This window comes from Streptomyces sp. WZ.A104 (genome assembly GCF_002382885.1).
Classification (GTDB): Bacteria; Actinomycetota; Actinomycetes; order Streptomycetales; family Streptomycetaceae; genus Streptomyces.
In genome coordinates this window covers 22,428-39,377 of record NZ_NWVL01000006.1, presented here as the reverse complement: position 1 = coordinate 39,377, position 16,950 = coordinate 22,428, and the positions used below count along the sequence as shown (strand labels likewise).

Annotated in this window: 19 protein-coding genes; 15 read left to right on the top strand and 4 right to left on the bottom strand. The window is 69.6% G+C overall.

What is annotated here, in order from left to right:
* Nucleotides 1–337 precede the first annotated feature (337 nt).
* The 7 genes from CIB93_RS04630 to CIB93_RS04600 all read left to right on the top strand — a co-directional run bounded on the left by CIB93_RS04630 (nt 338) and on the right by CIB93_RS04600 (nt 6,643).
* Nucleotides 338–2,374, top strand: coding sequence for a hypothetical protein (locus tag CIB93_RS04630; RefSeq protein WP_096624327.1), 2,037 nt, complete (start codon nt 338–340; stop codon nt 2,372–2,374).
* 47 nt (nt 2,375–2,421) lie between these two features.
* On the top strand, nt 2,422–2,667 hold the full coding sequence (locus CIB93_RS04625; RefSeq protein ID WP_096624325.1) for a hypothetical protein: 246 nt from the start codon (nt 2,422–2,424) through the stop codon (nt 2,665–2,667).
* Entirely contained in the window at nt 2,664–3,038 is a 375-nt protein-coding gene (locus tag CIB93_RS04620) for a fic family toxin-antitoxin system, toxin component (protein ID WP_257002013.1), read from the top strand. Before CIB93_RS04625 ends, CIB93_RS04620 begins: the two co-directional genes overlap by 4 nt.
* A 190-nt stretch (nt 3,039–3,228) precedes the next feature.
* Nucleotides 3,229–4,725, top strand: a complete 1,497-nt coding sequence (locus CIB93_RS04615; protein ID WP_143659984.1) for a hypothetical protein — start codon at nt 3,229–3,231, stop codon at nt 4,723–4,725.
* A 297-nt stretch (nt 4,726–5,022) separates the two neighbouring features.
* Nucleotides 5,023–5,757 carry a hypothetical protein gene (locus CIB93_RS04610; RefSeq protein WP_096624321.1) on the top strand — a complete coding sequence of 245 codons (735 nt, stop codon included), beginning with the start codon at nt 5,023–5,025 and terminating at the stop codon, nt 5,755–5,757.
* Between the two features lie 38 nt (nt 5,758–5,795).
* A complete protein-coding gene (locus CIB93_RS04605) occupies nt 5,796–6,218 on the top strand; it encodes a hypothetical protein (RefSeq protein WP_143659983.1) in 423 nt (140 codons plus the stop codon).
* A gap of 74 nt (nt 6,219–6,292) precedes the next feature.
* A complete protein-coding gene (locus tag CIB93_RS04600) occupies nt 6,293–6,643 on the top strand; it encodes a hypothetical protein (RefSeq protein ID WP_096624317.1) in 351 nt (116 codons plus the stop codon).
* A gap of 50 nt (nt 6,644–6,693) precedes the next feature.
* On the opposite strand, the gene CIB93_RS04595 is transcribed toward CIB93_RS04600, so the two are convergent.
* The 3 genes from CIB93_RS04595 to CIB93_RS04585 form a co-directional block, all read right to left on the bottom strand.
* Nucleotides 6,694–7,080 carry a hypothetical protein gene (locus CIB93_RS04595; protein ID WP_096624315.1) on the bottom strand — a complete coding sequence of 129 codons (387 nt, stop codon included), beginning with the start codon at nt 7,078–7,080 and terminating at the stop codon, nt 6,694–6,696.
* Between the two features lie 208 nt (nt 7,081–7,288).
* Nucleotides 7,289–7,558, bottom strand: a complete 270-nt coding sequence (locus tag CIB93_RS04590; RefSeq protein WP_179499965.1) for a hypothetical protein — start codon at nt 7,556–7,558, stop codon at nt 7,289–7,291.
* A gap of 74 nt (nt 7,559–7,632) precedes the next feature.
* Nucleotides 7,633–8,361 (bottom strand): recombinase family protein, encoded by a 729-nt coding sequence (locus CIB93_RS04585; RefSeq protein WP_257002012.1) that lies wholly within the window; start codon nt 8,359–8,361, stop codon nt 7,633–7,635.
* Nucleotides 8,362–8,844: 483 nt separating this feature from the next.
* On the opposite strand from CIB93_RS04585, the gene CIB93_RS04580 reads away from it, so the two are divergent.
* Nucleotides 8,845–9,450, top strand: coding sequence for a hypothetical protein (locus CIB93_RS04580; RefSeq protein WP_143659982.1), 606 nt, complete (start codon nt 8,845–8,847; stop codon nt 9,448–9,450).
* Between the two features lie 262 nt (nt 9,451–9,712).
* On the opposite strand, the gene CIB93_RS04575 is transcribed toward CIB93_RS04580, so the two are convergent.
* The gene (locus tag CIB93_RS04575; protein ID WP_096624307.1) at nt 9,713–10,117 is read right to left on the bottom strand and encodes a ribonuclease domain-containing protein; all 405 of its coding nucleotides are present in this window, start codon (nt 10,115–10,117) and stop codon (nt 9,713–9,715) included.
* A 541-nt stretch (nt 10,118–10,658) separates the two neighbouring features.
* On the opposite strand from CIB93_RS04575, the gene CIB93_RS04570 reads away from it, so the two are divergent.
* The 7 genes from CIB93_RS04570 to CIB93_RS04545 all read left to right on the top strand — a co-directional run bounded on the left by CIB93_RS04570 (nt 10,659) and on the right by CIB93_RS04545 (nt 16,836).
* On the top strand, nt 10,659–11,279 hold the full coding sequence (locus CIB93_RS04570) for a DUF11 domain-containing protein (RefSeq protein WP_096624305.1): 621 nt from the start codon (nt 10,659–10,661) through the stop codon (nt 11,277–11,279).
* 182 nt (nt 11,280–11,461) lie between these two features.
* Nucleotides 11,462–12,130: a response regulator transcription factor gene (locus CIB93_RS04565; RefSeq protein WP_096624303.1), complete on the top strand. Its 669-nt coding sequence runs from the start codon at nt 11,462–11,464 to the stop codon at nt 12,128–12,130.
* Nucleotides 12,127–13,254 (top strand): histidine kinase, encoded by a 1,128-nt coding sequence (locus CIB93_RS04560; RefSeq protein WP_373558711.1) that lies wholly within the window; start codon nt 12,127–12,129, stop codon nt 13,252–13,254. The genes CIB93_RS04565 and CIB93_RS04560 overlap by 4 nt, the downstream gene beginning before the upstream one ends.
* 152 nt (nt 13,255–13,406) lie before the next feature.
* On the top strand, nt 13,407–14,693 hold the full coding sequence (locus CIB93_RS04555; protein WP_096624301.1) for a sodium:proton antiporter: 1,287 nt from the start codon (nt 13,407–13,409) through the stop codon (nt 14,691–14,693).
* 315 nt (nt 14,694–15,008) lie between these two features.
* A complete protein-coding gene (locus CIB93_RS04550; RefSeq protein ID WP_096624299.1) occupies nt 15,009–15,587 on the top strand; it encodes a SigE family RNA polymerase sigma factor in 579 nt (192 codons plus the stop codon).
* Nucleotides 15,588–15,866: 279 nt separating this feature from the next.
* A complete protein-coding gene (locus tag CIB93_RS37690; RefSeq protein WP_179499964.1) occupies nt 15,867–16,022 on the top strand; it encodes a hypothetical protein in 156 nt (51 codons plus the stop codon).
* A gap of 238 nt (nt 16,023–16,260) precedes the next feature.
* Nucleotides 16,261–16,836, top strand: coding sequence for a TerD family protein (locus CIB93_RS04545; protein WP_096624297.1), 576 nt, complete (start codon nt 16,261–16,263; stop codon nt 16,834–16,836).
* Nucleotides 16,837–16,950 lie beyond the last annotated feature (114 nt).

The following is a 16,950-nucleotide window of genomic DNA, read 5'->3' as shown; positions in this document are numbered from 1 at the left end:
GAGGCTTCCCGTGATGAACGCCAGCTCCCCCGCTACCTCCCCTAAAAAGTTCTGCTCCGGGATCTCAGCTGCTTCCTACGGCGACCACTGAGACCCGCTCCATATCGACCTGTAGCGAGACCAACCTGTCGGGGACCAACCGCCGGGCCGGGCTCACTGCTGTCCTTCTCTGACCCGAGAGGACGTTGTCATAGTAGCAACGACCCCCCGGGACGGCACCCCCTTGCCTTTCCCCGGCGTGTCCGGTGAAAGCCTCAACGGCCCCGTCCCAGAAGACGAATGCCCCAATAGGGCTACCCTCATCCGCTTTCTGTCCTCCCTTTCACCGCGGCGCGACATGCGCGCCCTGGCCCGGGACGAGAAGACGGGTAGCTGGTCCACGTACTACGAGGAAGAGATCACCGTCGACCAGGCCGCAGCCGTGGCCGGCCGGCCCGTGGTCGTCTACCTCACCCCCAAGAAGGGGCGTCACACCGATCCCCCCTTCACCCGGATCGGCTGCGACTTCGACGCCAAGCACCACAGCATCGCCCTCGCAGCAAACGACGCCTACCTGCTGGGGGCCTACCTCGACGCAGCCGGCATCCCCTACGTACGAGCGATCTCCGGCCCCAGCGGAGGCCGGCACGTCTGGTTCGCCGTCCCGGCCGGAGTCCCTGGCGAACTCGTCCGTCGCTTCGCGCACGCGGCCAACCTGATCTTCCCCACCTTCGACCCGCTCCCCCTGAGCAACCTGTCCGGCTACGGCGCACTCCGGCCGCCAGGCTCTCCGCACCGGGACGGCGGACACTCCGTCCTCGACGGCGTCACCGTCGACGAAGCCATCGACCGCCTCAAGGCCGGCGCCACCCCCGCGCAGTTCGAGATGCTCACGCAGTGGCTCGAGGAGGAACTCCCTTTCCTCCCCCAGGCCGAGAACGAGCACACCCCGGCCGGGGATAGAAGGCCCTATGCGGAAAACGATCATGAAAGCCGGAAACCCGCACCCAGCGGCGGGGGGCTCCCCCCGAGCGTGGTGGACGTGCACGGTGCGGACCGCGTCCGTCCTCTTGAGACCGACGAGAACGGCCACCTGAAGCTCCCCGGCCAGCGGCGCGCCCTGGACGAACGAGCCCGTGCAGCCCTGCACACTCCCCTGGAGCCGCACCAGCAGCACTCCGACCGGATGTTCTCCTGCGTACGAGGCCTCGTACGCGCGCGCTTCTCCCACGACGAGGGCTGGAAGACCGCATGGTCGGGCATGTACCCGGGCCTCGCCTACATCACCACCGAGCGGGTCGCCGGCAGCACGAAGCGCCGTCAGCGGTCCGAGGCCGACGCCCAGAAGATCTTCATCCGTCAGTGGATGCTCGCCGCCGAAGTCGAAGCCCGTCGCCCTGAAGGGCACGCGGAGACCGCGGACCCCGCTCCGGAGGTCACCATGGCCGTCGGCGTCTTCCTGGAGTTCCTCTCCGACCTGGGGCCCGCCTACTGGAGCCAGAAGGGCCGCCAGTCCCATCTCGCCGTCGCCTTCTTCGCCGGCCTCCAGATGCTCGCGGCAGCCCGCCTGGACGTCTCCCTGGGCTCCCGCCGCTGCTCGGACGCCACAGGCTTCAGCCACGAGACGTGCAACGTCGCCCTGACCCGCGCGGTGGACGCCGGCCACCTGGAAGAACTGGATCGGGACCCGAAGTACGGGAACCGGCGGGTCACCCTCCCGCAGAGCCTGCTCGGAGAGCTCCTCCACCGGCCTGCTGTCACTTCAGAAGCACCAGACACAGGTCTGACACAAGCCCGGAACGGGCGCCGGGGGGTGCTGGGGGGACCCTCAGGAGGGATCGAGGGATCCAGGTCCGCGCTTCGTGATCATGTTGAGTGGCTCCTCGAGCTGCTGGCCAGCGACCTGTTCGCCCACGGCGGGAGGCTCGGACACCACGGCGCCCACACCTGGATGATCATGGAGACGGCACAGGGCCTTCTATCCCTGGACCGTCTTATCCAGGAGACTGGATTCGGGAAGCGTACCGTCATTCGCCACATGCGTGAATTCAGCCGCGCCGGGCTCGTCACCGGAGACCCCAGCGTGGGGTGGACCAGGACGGGGAGGACGCTTGACGAGGCCGCGCAGCGGTGCTCCACAGCCGGGATCAGGGAAGCCCGGGCGGCACGCCACGTGATCGACCGCATCGTCTGGCGCTGGTTCCAGGACGACGTGGAGTGGATGCGGCTGTCCAAGGAAGAGAAGAAGAAGGCCCGCAGGGCGCCGGCCGAGCAGACCTGCATCAAGGTCGACGGAGACAGCAGTGGCGGCCGCCGCTTCCCACGACGGACCTGCGGGTCCCCAGACCACTCCGAGGCCGCGCGCCTCCTCGTCGAGGAGCTGATCGGGGCCTAGTCAGGAACGTCTCCCACAGGACAGCCCGGCCCGGTACCTTCAAGGGCATGGCCGACACACAGCAGACCCCGGTCCAGATCGTCGGGGAGACCGCAGCCCTCGTGCGTGAGCGGGCTGACCAGAGGCACATGTCCGTCGACGACTACGTGGGCGAGCTCGTGCGTGAGGACAGCACCGTCGACCGTGAGGACAGCACCGTCGACGCCCGCGAGCGGTTCATGACGGGCGCCCGAGAGGTCCTCATGGACTTCGGAGACGTCATCGATGAGGCGGTCGGAGAAGCCGCGGCGTGAAGCAGCTGAGCATCGACCTGTCCTGGATCCTCGACGTGGCTCGGGAGGCCGGCCACGAGGACCCTGCGATCCTCGACTACGGGGTCGCCATCGCCGCCGTCGAGCGGCATCGAGCGATCTGGGCCGAGATCACCGTCTACGACGGCCCCTTCGTCCGGGCGGCCGCGCTCGCCCACACCCTCGGCCGGCTCCGCTGGCTCGAACGCTCCAACGTCCGCGTCGCCATCGCCGTCGCCTACGGCTACCTCCTCGGCTGCGACCTCCTGGTCAAACTTGACCAGCCCAAGGTCAGCGCCCTGGCCATCGAACTCCGGAACGAAGAGTGCACGGCAGAGAGAATCGCCGCGCTCCTGCGAACCTGGACAACATGATCGAAAAGTAATGCTGCTGGCGGTCTGTCCTGGCGTACGGTAGCCCGCAGCGGTCGGGTCCCAGGCGTACCCCTCTCGCCATGGATCCGACCGCTACGCGCTCAGCCTCAATGTGCTGGAACCTGAAGTGCACTCAAGCAACGTGAAATTCAGGCCCGTTCGGTACGGCCCGCAGGGAACAATCAGGAGCATGCCCCGCTTGTTCTTCCGCTCCCCTGTCGCCGACCGCGAGTACGTCCAGAGAGTCCGCCGGCACCCGCCCAGCTCCCTCCTGCCGCTGATCGCGCGAACGAGCGCGCATTGGCCGACGAAGGAACGGTGGACCACCGACCGCACCGGGCTGTACAGGCCTTGGGGCCTTGCGGACGCGGCCTGGGTGTCGCTGGCCCACGGTAACGAGCACCGGCAGAAGGCAGCCACCGAGAACGACCTGCGCGAGATCCTCGCCCAGTACGTGGCCTTGGACGACCCGCTGCGGCACCTGCCCGTCGGCGAGCGCCTGGAAGGGTTCCTGCTCCGGGTCGCGGGCCAGCAGTTCACCTGGCAGGAAGACGACTTCTCCGAACTCGCGCGCAGCCTCGCCGTGCTTGTTCAGACCAGGCCGTCCAGACCGCTGGAGGTGCTCACCGCCGGATGGGAGCAGGACCTGCTCGGCTGCCCACTGGCTGACTACGTGGGGCTGGGGCTGTTGCTGTACACCGTGGCGACCGCCCGGCAGGGCCGGTTCGACCTTGCCTGGCTGCCTGAGAACGAGCTTTCCGTCTTCGAGGCCATGACCAGCCGGGCGGCGATCAAGACCGTGGTGGAACGGCACTTCGCTACCAGCGCCACAGAGGAGCGTGCCCGCGTCGAGGCCGGCCTGCTGACTTCCGATCCCCTGCTGCGGCGCTACACCCCCAACCCGCTGCGAGCCCGCCCGCTAGTCCGCGGCTACGGATGTGACTACCTCATCCCGGTCACGCCCGCTGTACTGGGCAAGGTCAGCCCCATGGGCCTGTTCTACACCGGCCGCGACCACTACACGGACGACAAGACGTTCTTGGCGTTCACGAGGGATCTTGCCGAGCTGTTCGAGCAGTACGTCGGCCGGCACCTCCGCCTTCTGCCCGGCGCCGAGGTCTTTCCGGAGATCGTCTACGGGAAGAACGGAGAGAAGAGCGTCGACTGGATCGTGGTCCTGCCCGGCCTCGTGCTGCTGGTCGAAGTCAAGTCGGTCCGGCCCACCGCCAAGCTGCGGCTCGGCCCTCAGCAGGAGTTCGCTGACGAGCTGGACAAGAAGCTGGGTAAGGCCATAGGGAAGCAGATCACTACCACCGCGAAGCTGATCCGTGACCGGCACGCGAAGTTCACCCATATCCCCACCGACCGCCCGATGTTCGGCATCGTGGTCACCATGGAGCCGTACCACCTCGTCAATACCCCCGACTTCCGGGACACCCTGCCGACCACGGACGTGCCCACGCTGGTCGCCCCGGCGAGCGAGCTCGAGGACGCCGTCATCGCGACCGACCCCGGTCTGGAACAGGCGCTGCTTGCCCAGATCGAGCAGCCCACGCCCGCAGGATGGTCGCTACGAGCCCTCGCCGACGGGCGGCCCGCCATCAACCCGATCTTGGACGAGGCCTGGGCGGCCTACCCCTGGACAAAGCCGCGCAACTTCGAGACCGACGCTGTGGCGGCACCGTGACCGGCACTCTCCCACCCGTCGCCGGCGCGATCTACGAATCGCTCCGGCCGTGTGCCCTGGAGCGCCGGCCGACCCGTCTGATGATCACCGCCCCTGGCCCGAGTGAATCCGTTGTCGTCGACGCCTACACCGGCCGTCGGCCACGCACCATCCCCTCCGCCCGGCTCCACGAGGCTACGTACGACCCGGCCCGCCGCCGTTACGCCCGGTCCGGGTACGTCCGTGCCGAGGCGTCGCGCCACCTGGCCGACGTCGTGCGAGCCGCGCTGACCGCCCGAAGGATCCCCCGACGACCTGGTGAACGGGGCGAGCTTCTCGAGCGACCCCGTCCTGGGCGGCACGCTTACCCTCGTCTGCCAGCCGGACCATCCTGCAGTCCGGGCCTCCACGGCGGCGCTGGCCGCCATCGGAAGATCGGCGGTCGTGATCCCCGACCGCGATCCGCGTACCGTGCTGCGCGTGCGCTACGGGCCCGGCAGCGCCCTCTGCCCAGTACGGTGGATGACGCGGGACGACTGGACGATGCACTACTGCGGGAAGCCCCTGGGACACGCTGACGGCGAACACGAGGAGCCCCGCACCTACGAGCTGCTGCTGGACGGCGACGACGACGGGTTGGACTGGCCCGGCCACCGTCCTCCGGCGCCCCCGGCTCCAGGGCCCGCCCGCGCGCTTGCCCGGAGCCAGGCAGGCCTCGCGGTCACGGACGACTGCGTGCTCGACCCCACGGAAGCCGGGCGCGTCCCCGGCTTCCGCCAGCACTTCACCGTCCAGCTGCGGACGACGGCTCTTCGCCGTACCCAGCGACCCGACCTGATGACGTACGGCCCCCTGGACCAGGAGGAGGTGAAGGCTCCCGTCGCAGCGGTCACCGACGGCGCGGGTAGGCCGTGGCGCCGCCGGGCCAGCGGCGCCTGGATCCAGGCCGGGAGCGGCAGAGAACCCGACACCGTTCTGCCTTGGCACCTTCTCGCCTTCCGCCACGCCCCACTTACGAACTGGCCCGCCGACCGAGCCGGCGGCAAGGGGTGAACGGCGCGCACGCGGCGGAAGCACTCCTCCACGTGGGCGTGGGACTGCTGCCAGGCACCGCTCCGGAGACCGTCGCCCAGAGGCTCGCCGACGCCGTGGTCCACCTGCCCGTGCCAGCCGCCGCTGTGATCGGCACGCACCCGATGCCCGCGGACATCGCTGCCCAAGCCCAAGCCCTCGGCGAGCAGCAAGGTCTGGCCGCAGCCGCCGAGGAGCACGGCACGCTGTTCGCCCGGATCTGGTTCCAGCCGTCCGAGGTCCTGCCCGCGGAAGCCGAGACGGTGGCCATCGCCCTCGTACAGGTCTGGGAAGAGCACGTCCAAGGCCTCGCCACCGGCCTGATCTCGCTTTCGTGCCTGCCCGCCTTCAGTCAGGAGACCTGGTTCCGTGGGGCCGCGGGCTGCACCAGCCTGGCCCGCACCTCCGCAGGGCCTGACGGGCTCATCCCCGCTCAGGCCTGACAGGCAACCGAACGCTTGTCGGTGCCATCAGCGAGGATGGCGGGAAGAGGATCATCCACTTGGGGAGGAATCGCATGCCCGACATCTGGGTCCTGGGCACGACGCAGCACGAGCGCCGGAGCGGACAGCTCGTCCGTGCCGACGCCATCACCCACCTGAGCGCCACCGTGGACAAGGTCACTGCGTCCCGGATCGGCTCCGACGACGCGGTGACGCTGGTCCACAAGGACGCCTTCGGACTCGGGGTGCCGGAGCCACTGCCATCGCTGCCCGAGGACTTCCACCTTGCTCTCCTGGTCAAGCTCGGAGAAGCCCGCACCCAGGCTCGTGACGGCAAGGAGGACCTGGTCCTCGTCCCTGGCGTCGACGACAACAAGGAATGGGACTGGACGATCGTGCCGGCCTCGGAGCTCTGGACAGGCTGATCTCCGCATCGCGGGCAGCCGCTGCCTCACCGTCCGCACCACCTCGGCTTTCAGGCCCCGGGACGAGGTGGTGGTGCACCGTCCTCGCCGGCTTCGCGTGCGAGGGCAGCCAGGTGACGCAGATTGGCGGCAGAGGTCTCCCTGATGATCGACGCAGAGGAACACCCGAAAACTATGCCCTCGGCCCGCAGTTCGCCGAGCACGACGATCGCCTCGATCTTGTCGAGGGCCCGGGCGCAGGCGACATCGTCGAGAGCGTTCGCCGCCGCGATTCCTGCCAGGTGGTCGGTTAGTTCCTGCTGCTGAAGCTCGCTGAGGCTGATGGTGTTGCCCGCGCGGAGGGTGGAGAACCACGCCGGTTCCGGAGCGCTGCGCTCGGCGAGGTCGAATCCGGCTTGGAGCAGCGCCGTACTGAGACGAGCGACCCGGGCCGGCACCTCAGGATCTGCCGTCGGCGCGGGGGGCGGGGTAGGGGGAAGGGGAGGCGCCGGTGTGGTGGGGCGACGGCGGCGGAGCTTGGCGAACACCCCTCGATGATGCCGAGCGGTTTCCACCGGATGCCAACCGTGACCCCGTTACACGCTGTGACAAGTCCCACGTCAGTGGTTCGGAACGCGCGCCCTAGGCTCCTCTCCCAGCCGGACGTCACGCTCGTCGGGACGCGGCGAGGAGCTCGTTCGCACCTTGGCCGATGAGGTCCTCGGCCACACCGCGGCCCACTGCCTCCGGGGTGTACCCCGTCAGCTCGGACGACAGCGCCACGGAGCCGTCGGGGGCGTAGACGCGGCCCGCCAGGCGCACCGCCCCGGACTCGTCGGCGAGCGCGTGCCCGGCGATCGGTGCGTGGCAGTGCCCGGCGAGGGCACGCAGCAGCGCTCGCTCTGCGACCGCCGCCCGGGTGGCTCGCGGGTCCACCAGCGGCGCGAGAACCGCGCATGTGGGCCGTGTTCTCGTATAGCTACGGCCACCAGACAAGTAGCGCTGAGTAACTACACGGGGCTGCGGTCGCCCTGACGGAGGGCGGCGAAGTCGGCGTGTGCCGCGGTGACGGCCTCAGGGTATGACTGCCGCTTCTCATGCTCGGCCAGGGCCCGGTAGATGCTCGACAGGCTCGGGTTGTGGCCCTTGCGCTTGCCGGTGGGGATGATCAGGTCGGGCTGGATCTGCTCGACGCTCTCGCCGCCGGTGCGGCGGCGCAGGACGGTGTGGAGCATGTCGTCGGTGATGACCGGGGGCCGGCCGCCGTGCTTGCCCTTGCGGGCCGCGGTGTCGAGCCCTTCCAGGGTCGACTCGCGGATGTTCTCCCGTTCGGTTTCGGCCATCGCGGCGAAGAACGCGAACAGCAGACGGCCGTGCCCGGTGGGGTCGTAGATCCCGGCCAGCGGCCCGGCGAGCATCTCCAGGACCAGGCCGTGGGCGGCGAGGTGGTCGGCGAGCGCGGTCAGCTCGGCGGCGTCCCGGCCGAGGCGCTTCATCTCGTACACGGTGAAGATGACCCGGCAGTGCGGGGCGTGGGCCTTGATCTCGCGGGCGGCGGCGAGCGCGGCCTCGAACTTCGGGCGGACCCGCACGCGGGTGCTGATCTTCTCGGCGAAGATCTTGTCCCGGGGGATGCTCTTGGCGGCGAGCGCGTCCAGCTGGCTCTGGAGTTCCTGGGTCAGGGTCGAACAGCGGGCGTATCCGATGCGGATGTCCGCGCTCGGGGTGTCTGTGTCCACCGGAGCCGGCGCGGGGGTGCCGGGCCGCCATGGCTGCCCCGGACCCCGGTCGGCCGGGGTCGGCACCCGCAGGAGCTTCGCAAGCCGGGGCACCTTCGTGAAGCGGCCGGTGTGATAAGTCCCGGCGACCGCGCCGGCGCGCGAGCGGCAGGGTGAGCCTGGCGCTGCATGACAGCGTGGGCAGGGGTGGCGCTCGACGTCGTCCGCTTCGGACGCGAGTGCGGTTTGAGGGTCCGTCATGACCCCGAATGCTGTCACAAACAATTCCCAGAACGTACCTGGTTCCACTTTTGAGTGAGAACGAGTTGTGACAGTGAATCCGGGATTCGGAGCGTTCCCGTCGACTGTTTTCGATCTTGCTCCGGGAAAGGTTCGTTTCTGAGAACCGCATCCTCCTCGAACGGATGGCATCGACGCGTTCGCGTCCGGGGTCGACGGCCCCCGCCGTACGGTGGCCACCACTTCGAAGAAGGGAGACACGTGGTGTCCGAGGAGAGTCAGAGGTCGCCCGTGGGCGGTATCGACTACACCAGGTTCATGGGCGACAAGACCGTGCCCGGCACGGTCCCGCTCGCTGACGTTCCCAAGCCGCAGCGGGTCGACTTCGGGATCGACACCCTCGGACAGTGGCGTATCGAGGTACGCACCGAGGACGGCACCCTGCTCGACTGGGCTGACGACGGTCTCGGTGAGGAGCCCGCCGACCTTTCCGCGTATCCCGTGGACAGCCCGGTCGGCGCCGTCGACCTCCAGGCCGAGCTGAAGCGGCGCTTTCCCGACTCGGCGATCGTGTGGCGGCCCGGGGTGATGAACAGCCTCGACGAACACCGCGCCGCTGCCCACCGGGCGCTGGCCACCGCCGCGGCGGACCGCGCGAAGGCCAACGAGGCCGCCGACGACGCCGAAGTGTCCCTGCGCAAGGCCCTGCACCTCGCCCGGCTGGCCGGGATCGGCCCCACCGAGATCGCCGAGCGCACCGGATACGCCCGCAGCACCATCACCAAGGCCCTGCGCAACATGCCCCGTCTGCCCGCTGTGGCTGCGGCCGATGGCCGGGTGCCCGCCCAGCCGGACGGCGCAGGCGGGTGATCCCCAGCCTGCCCCCGCTATGCGGTGCGCAGCGCGTGTTCGGTGGCCTCGGTCGGTCATCTGTGCGGGGACGGGGACGAGTGAAGGGGCTGGAAGCCGTCCTCAGGAGGGGACCGGTGGGAAGCGGGCGTGCCTCGCCCACCGGGCCCGGCGCTCCGCGTAGGGGCAGTTGTCGGGAGTCGGCTGGGGGGTGGTGCATCGGCGGCCTGCTCCCTGGGGGGCGGGCAGGCCGTCGTGCCGCAGACTGGACCAGCTGCCCGGCTTAGCAGCTGAAGTTGATCCGCTTGAACGTGGCGTAGTGGTCGGCCGTGTAGTAGTCCTCCTGACTCTGCCGGCCGGTGACGATACGGCGCGCGCCGCGGGTCGAGGAGCCTGGGGTTTTGACCGTGTACTCGTGGTAGTAGCCCCTGTTCTGGCTGGGCAGCACGCGCTCGCGGTTCTGGAAGACGGTGCCGTCCTGCCGGTACGGGAAGGGGCCGCCGGCGTCGATGAGTTTCAGGGTGTCGTGCGCCTGGGAGGGCAGCGCGGAGTGGCAGATGCTTCCAACGGCCTTGATGGAGACGGAGGCCGTGGATGTGGGGGCCGCGGTGGCGGTGGGCCCGACGAGGAGGGCGGCCGCGACGGCGGCGGCACCACCGAGGGCCAGAAGGCGTGGGGGAATCTTCATGGAGCACATAATGACGCGCGTAGACCCGGACACGTCAACACCAACGTCGTTGATTCTTTGACCAGTTGACTCCACGGGCGGCATGCGTATCGGGTCGCCGCCCTCCACCCGCTCTGTCGACATCGGCCCCTCTCAGTGCCTCTCTGGCTTTGGAGGGCGGGGCTCCCTGGCAGAGCCCCGCACCACGCACCAGACGAGGTCGAAAGACCCACTCGCGGGCACTTTTGGGAAGGGTCGGGAAGTGTGCCCACCGGCGGGCGCCCATCCCCATTAGCGCCTCACGGGACGTCACCCGGGGCTTCGTGAAGGCCGTCCCTGTTCTTCGAACCACGTGTGAACGTGGGGTTGAAAAGACTCGTTGAAGGGGCTGTCTCGTACTTCCGGACGAGGCTGCGTTGCGGCGCGGCGGGCCGAAGGACCTGCTGAGTAGGGTCCTGTGCCGAAGGGGTGAGGTGCGAAGCCTGGGCGAGGCTTGGCGGGTGCCGTTCCGCGCTGTGGGCGGCACGTCGTTGTTTCCACCCTCCGAGAGGTTTTCTGCTTCATGTATCTCAAGCCGACCCGCACTCTGCGTCGCCGTGCTGCCGCCGCTCTCCTTGCCGCGAGCGCCGTCGGAGGTGTCTCGCTCGCCGTGGCAGCCCCGGCGTCCGCAGCCTACGGCGGCGACTACGCCAAGAGCTGGGTGGACCGCTACGCCAACCCTGACTACGCCAAGAACTGGACCGACGCCTACAACAAGAACCACGGCAAGCCCTGGGGCGGTGGCGTCCCCGACGTACCGGTCGCCAAGGCCGACGTCGCCGTGACCGCGTCCGGCCCCGCGAACATCGATCACAACGAAGAGCAGCTGTGGGAGGTGAAGGTCACCAACTTGGGCAAGGCCACTGCCCAGCAGGTGCGCGCGGAGGTCACGCTGCCGAACGGCATCGGTTACCGCGCGCACCGCATCTCCCAGGGCGATGCCACTGCCGAGCGGGCCGCTGACGGCCGCATCCAGGTCGCCGTCGGTGCCCTCGAGCCCGGCGAGAGTGTGATCCTCCAGATCGCCGGTCGCGGACCTTCCTACGGCGGCGGCAACGTCCAGCTCACTGCCAAGGTCACGACCACCTCTGCCGAGTCGAACACCGGCAACAACACCGCGACGGTAGCCACCCGCATCGCCTGATCCGGGTCTGACCCGAACCCTGCCGGTCGGGCGCGGTATCGGACAGGTACCGATGCCTCCGCCGACTGGCGGGAACGGACCCCCCGACCGGCTGGAACCGGGCTCGCAACCTCGTGGGACCTGGTGGGGGACCTTAGGGTCGAGCAGGACAGGGGATCGATGGACGACGGGGTGCGACGCACGTGATTCGGGTAGTGGTGGTGGATGACGAGGCGCTGGTCCGATCCGGTTTCGGCCTCATCCTGGGAGCGGCGGACGACATCGAGGTCGTCGCCACGGCGTCGGGCGGGGACGCCCTCGACACCGTGCGGGAACACCGTCCGGATGTCGTCCTCCTCGATATCCGGATGCCGGACGTGGACGGCCTCACGGTTCTGGCTCAGCTGCGCGCCCTGCCCGCTCCCCCTGTTGTGGCGATGCTTACCACCTTCGACACGGACGAGTACGTTCTGACGGCCCTCCACTCGGGCGCGGCCGGTTTCCTCCTCAAGGACACCGAACCGGATCACCTGCCCCAGTTGGTCAGGACATTGGCCGACGGTGGAGTGGTGATGTCCTCCAAGGCCTCCCGGAGCCTGCTGCGCACGCATCCTGCTGCTGGGGGGCCTGCGGCCGTGGACGAGGAGGCGGCCCGCGTGGAGCGGCTGAGTGACCGGGAGCGGGACGTGCTCGTGCTGCTGGCGGAAGGTTTGTCCAACGCCGATATCGGAACCCGGCTGCATCTGGGCACCGGCACGGTCAAGGACCATGTCAGCGCCATCCTCACCAAACTGCGGGTGGCCGGCCGGGTCCAGGCGGCGCTGCTCGCCCAGCGAGCCGGGCTGCTGGATGCCGGCCGGGAAGGCCGATGAGCGCCATGCCTGAGGGGAAGCGGCTGTGGAACCGAGTACCGCCACCTGCGCGGGATGCCGCTCTGGTCGCCCTCGCCGCGCTGGACGCATGGCTCAGCCTCGGGGACGGTACCCCGCTCGGCATCGCACTCGCCACGATCGCGTGTGGCGCACTGGCCCTGCGTCGGCGGTTCCCGCTGGCCGCCTTCCTGCTCACCCTGCCGGCCACCCTGGTCCAGGACATCCTGGTCGCCCCGGTCGCCGCCCTGTACGCCCTTGCCGAACGGACGCGGGACCGTCGCCTGCTCGGCGTATGCGTCTTCTTGTCCGCTGCCGCCATGGCGGTGCACTCTCCGCTGAACGATGACCCGTCGAGCGGCCGGGCCTGGACGCTGATCTACTTGCTGTACAACCTGGCGACGGCCACCGCTCCGGTCCTGCTGGGCCAGTTGGTCCAGGCGCGCAGGGACTTGGCACGGCGTCTGGTGGAGATCGAGGATGCGCGGGAGCACGAACGCGAGCTGCACGCGCAGGCAGTCCTGGCCCGGGAACGCGCCCAGCTGGCCCGCGAGATGCACGACGTCGTCTCCCACCAGGTCAGCCTGATCGCGATTCAGGCCGGAGCCATGCAAGTCGCGGCCAAGGACCCGGGCAGCAGGGAAGCGGCACGCACCATCCGCTCCCTGAGCGTGGACACGCTCGACGAACTGCGCACCATGGTCACGCTGCTGCGCGCCTCCGGTGGAGCCGCGACGGAACTCACCCCGCAGCCCACCCTCGCCGACCTGCGCAGACTGGTGGCGTCCAGCGGCATCGAAGCGGAGCTGACGGGCGATCTCCCCGCCACTGTGGGCACGCCCGCCCAGCGCGCTCTGTACCGCACGGTGCAGGAAGCACTGACCAACGTCCGCAAACACGCCCCCGGAGCCACGGCGACCGTAGAGCTGTGGCACGACGGCGACGCCGTCGGCGTGACGGTCACCAACAGCCCGCCGTCCCGCCCCTCGCTGCCCCTGCCCGGCGCACACCAGGGCCTGCTGGGCCTCAAGGAGCGCGCCGACATCCTGCACGGCACCTTCGAGTCCGGCCCGACCGGCGAGGGCGGCTACCGGGTACGGATACGCATCCCCTCCCGCACGGACTGACGCGCGCACCCCACCCCCGCACCGGCAGTCAGGTCCGTCGGCAGTCGGCAACCCCCTGGTCGGTGCGGGGGCCGCCCGCTCGACGCGCCGACGCGAACCCAGGCCGACTCCCTCTCCCCCTGTTCTCGCCGTTGTCCCGAACCGGAATCCACATGATCCCCACCTTGATCGTCATTACTGCTGCGACCGCCGGTTGGTCACTCGTGGCCGGGTGGCTGGAGCAGCGGCACCTCAGGGCCCCACTGGTGCTGGTCCTCGCGGGGGTCATCACCGGGATGTTCACCCACAGCGAGATCGCCGCCACCTTGAACTCCCAGGTCGCCCAGCACGTGGCCGAAGTCATCCTGGCGGTCCTGCTGTTCGTCGACGCGACCGAACTGCCGGGCGGCCGCCTGTTCGGCCACGATCGCGGCGCGGCCGCCCGGGCACTGCTGGTGGCGCTGCCCCTGAGTCTGGCCGCGATGGTCCTGCTCGGCTCGCTGCTGCTGCCCGGGCTGCCCGCGGTGCTCCTGCTGCTGATCGCATGCATCGTCGTCCCGACCGACTTCGCCCCGGCCGAGACCCTGGTACGCGACACGCGCATCGCGACACGGGTGCGCAACCTCCTCAACGTGGAGAGCGGCTACAACGACGGGATCGTGTCGCCCGTCTTCCTGTTCGCGCTGATCCTGGCCGGCTCGACCTCACAAGCCCACACCCCCATGCAGGCGCTGGGCACGGCCGTTCCGTCCGCGGCGAAGGCAATCGCCGTCGGCATCGCGCTGGGGCCGCTGCTCGGGTGGCTGATGAACTCGGCTGGCCGAAGGAACTGGATGACCGCACAGTCACGCCGGATCCTCGTGCTCCTCGCGCCCCTGCTCGCCTACACCGTGACCGTGGCGGTCGGCGGCAACGGCTTCGTGGCCTCCTTCGTCTGCGGAATCGCCTTCCGTTACGTCCGCCAGGCCCCCACCCGGCGACACGACGCCCAAGCCCCCGACACCTCGGACTTCCGGCTGATCGAGGACACCAACTCGATCATGACCATGTGCATGTGGTTCTTCTTCGGAAACGCCGTGGTGCTCACGCTGGACGGCGGCATCGACTGGCCCACCGTCGTGCTCTGCGCCGCCGCACTGACCGTCGTACGCATCGTTCCGATCCTGCTCGCCTTCCTCGGATCGGACTTCACCTGGCGCGAACGGCTCATGCTGGGAGCCCTCGGACCACGCGGCACCACCTCAATCGTGTTCGGACTGATCGCCTTCAACGCCCTCCCCGACGGCCCCTACGCAGATGCCGCCCTGTACGCCATGACCCTCACCGTCCTCGGCAGCGTCCTGCTCCACGGCGCCGGCTCGACCACCATCGCCCGCCTGCTCACGCGCCCCTCGGCTCCGTCTTCCCCTCAAGGCCACGACTGTGGAGCGGACAACGCCATGACCCAGCGCCGAGACTGAGACAGCGACAGCGCGCCTGGGCCCTGCCTCTCCTCCAGCCGGCGCAGCCACTGGCCGGTCGTGTGCCCCGGCCCCTGGGACCGCCACCCGGCGGGGCGCGGTCAGCCAGGTGGGGGAAGGGCTCCAGACGCCCGGCGGATACTTCCACGGCCTGATCGTGTCCGAGGCTTGCACGGCAGGGCGGGGCACAGCCGGGCACGACCACGCCCGTATCCCGCCGGACGCGGAGGTATCCCGGCACCTCCGACCGCCACGGGCCGCTCTCCCTCCACCGGTGCGGGCGCACGCCGGCCCCGGAACGAGGAGGACGCGGACGTGTTCAGCGGCAACGAGGCTCTGGGCTTCGAGGAGTACGTACGGCTCAGGCAGGACGCGCTGCTGCGCACGGCCCGCCGCCTGGTTCCTGACCCGGTGGACGCCCAGGACCTGCTCCAGAGCGCCTTCACGCAGACCTTCGTCCGTTGGGACCAGATCGCCGACAAGAACCTCGCGGACGCCTACCTGCGCAGGGCGATGATCAATACCCGGACGGATTGGTGGCGGGCCCGCAAATTCGAGGAAGTGCTCACCGCACACGTCCCCGACACCAGCGTCCAGGACAGCACGGACCGGTACACCGACCGCGCCCTGCTCCTCGACGTCCTGGGCATACTGACCCCCCGGCAGCGCAGCATCGTCGTACTGCGTCACTGGGTTCAACTGAGCATCGAGGAGACCGCGCAACTCCTCGGTCTTGCGACGGGCACGGTCAAGAGCACCCTGCACCGGGCGCTGATCCAGCTCAGGGAAGAGCTTGAGCGGCGCGAGCGGGACTTCTATGCCGCAGCCGGTACCTGCCCGCCGGGGAGAGGGATCGCTCGGCCCCGTCAGAAGCCGCTGTCCGCTGCGGCATGACCTCGGCCGCCCATCACACCGTGGCCGCCCCCCGGTCCTTGGGCCCCTGCCTGCTGCCGCGGGCCCGCCGGGTGACGGGTGGCGCACCCGCCGGTCGGCGGGGAGAACCGGACACCTGTGGGATACCGGCCACCCCGGGCGGCACGTGAGTCTGGAGTTCCGCAAGAGGAGAGATTCCGGACGACCGGCCCCCACCAGGGCGGTTGCGGACCGTCCGGCGGACGCCCATCCCGACACCTGGCCGGCGCGTCGGCCGAGCACAGAAGCATGGAGCCCCCGATGTCGATCACCACCCGCACCCTGCTCGCCGGTGCTGCCGCCGCGGCCATCGCCGTCCTCGTCGCCGTCCTGGCGCTGACGAGCGACAGCGCCCGGTCCTACGTCCACGACTACGCCCGTATCCAGCTCCGCGCGGTCGGTCTGCCCCTGTCCTGACCCCCTTCGTCCGGCCCCGGCGCCATCGCTATCGCCCGTGTCATCTCCTGCGGCAGGGGCCGCCGCACCACCGACGGCGGCGAGTCGGATACCGCCGAGCGGACCCCTTCGCGTCCGCCACGTGAAGCCCCGGACGTGGTGACGCACCTGGCGCCACCCGCCCCACAGATGTGTCCACCGGCACCGTCCCGCACCGTCGGGCCGGACCGGATCCCACCAAGAGCAAGGAGAGGACCCCATGGGTGTTTCGCTGTCCAAAGGCGGCAACGTATCGCTGAGCAAGGAGGCCCCGGGGCTGACCGCGGTGCTGGTCGGTCTCGGCTGGGACGTACGTACCACGAGCGGTACCGACTACGACCTCGACGCGAGCGCGTTGCTGTGCGACGAGAGCGGCATGACCCCCTCCTCCTCGCACTTCGTCTTCTACAACAACCTCAAGAGCCCGGACGGTTCGGTCGAGCACACCGGCGACAACCTCACCGGTGAGGGCGAGGGCGACGACGAGGTCATCAAGGTGAACCTCGCGGCCGTTCCGTCCGAGGTGACAAAGATCGTCTTCCCGGTCTCCATCCACGACGCCACCGCACGCTCGCAGAACTTCGGCCAGGTGCGGCAGGCATACATCCGGGTGGTGAACGAGAACGACGGGGCCGAGCTCGCCCGCTACGACCTGAGCGAGGACGCCGCCACCGAGACCGCGATGGTCTTCGGCGAGCTGTACCGCAATGGCGCGGAGTGGAAATTCCGCGCCGTCGGCCAGGGCTACGCCTCCGGCCTGGCCGGTATCGCCCAGGACTTCGGTGTCAATCTCTGACGCCGGAGCAACCAGCCCCCGCCGCCCGCGCCGTCCACGCGGAAGCCCCCTTCCACGTGCGGGCGGCGGGCCCCACCGGGCCGCCGCACTCGCCCGGCCCCAGCCCCCTCAATC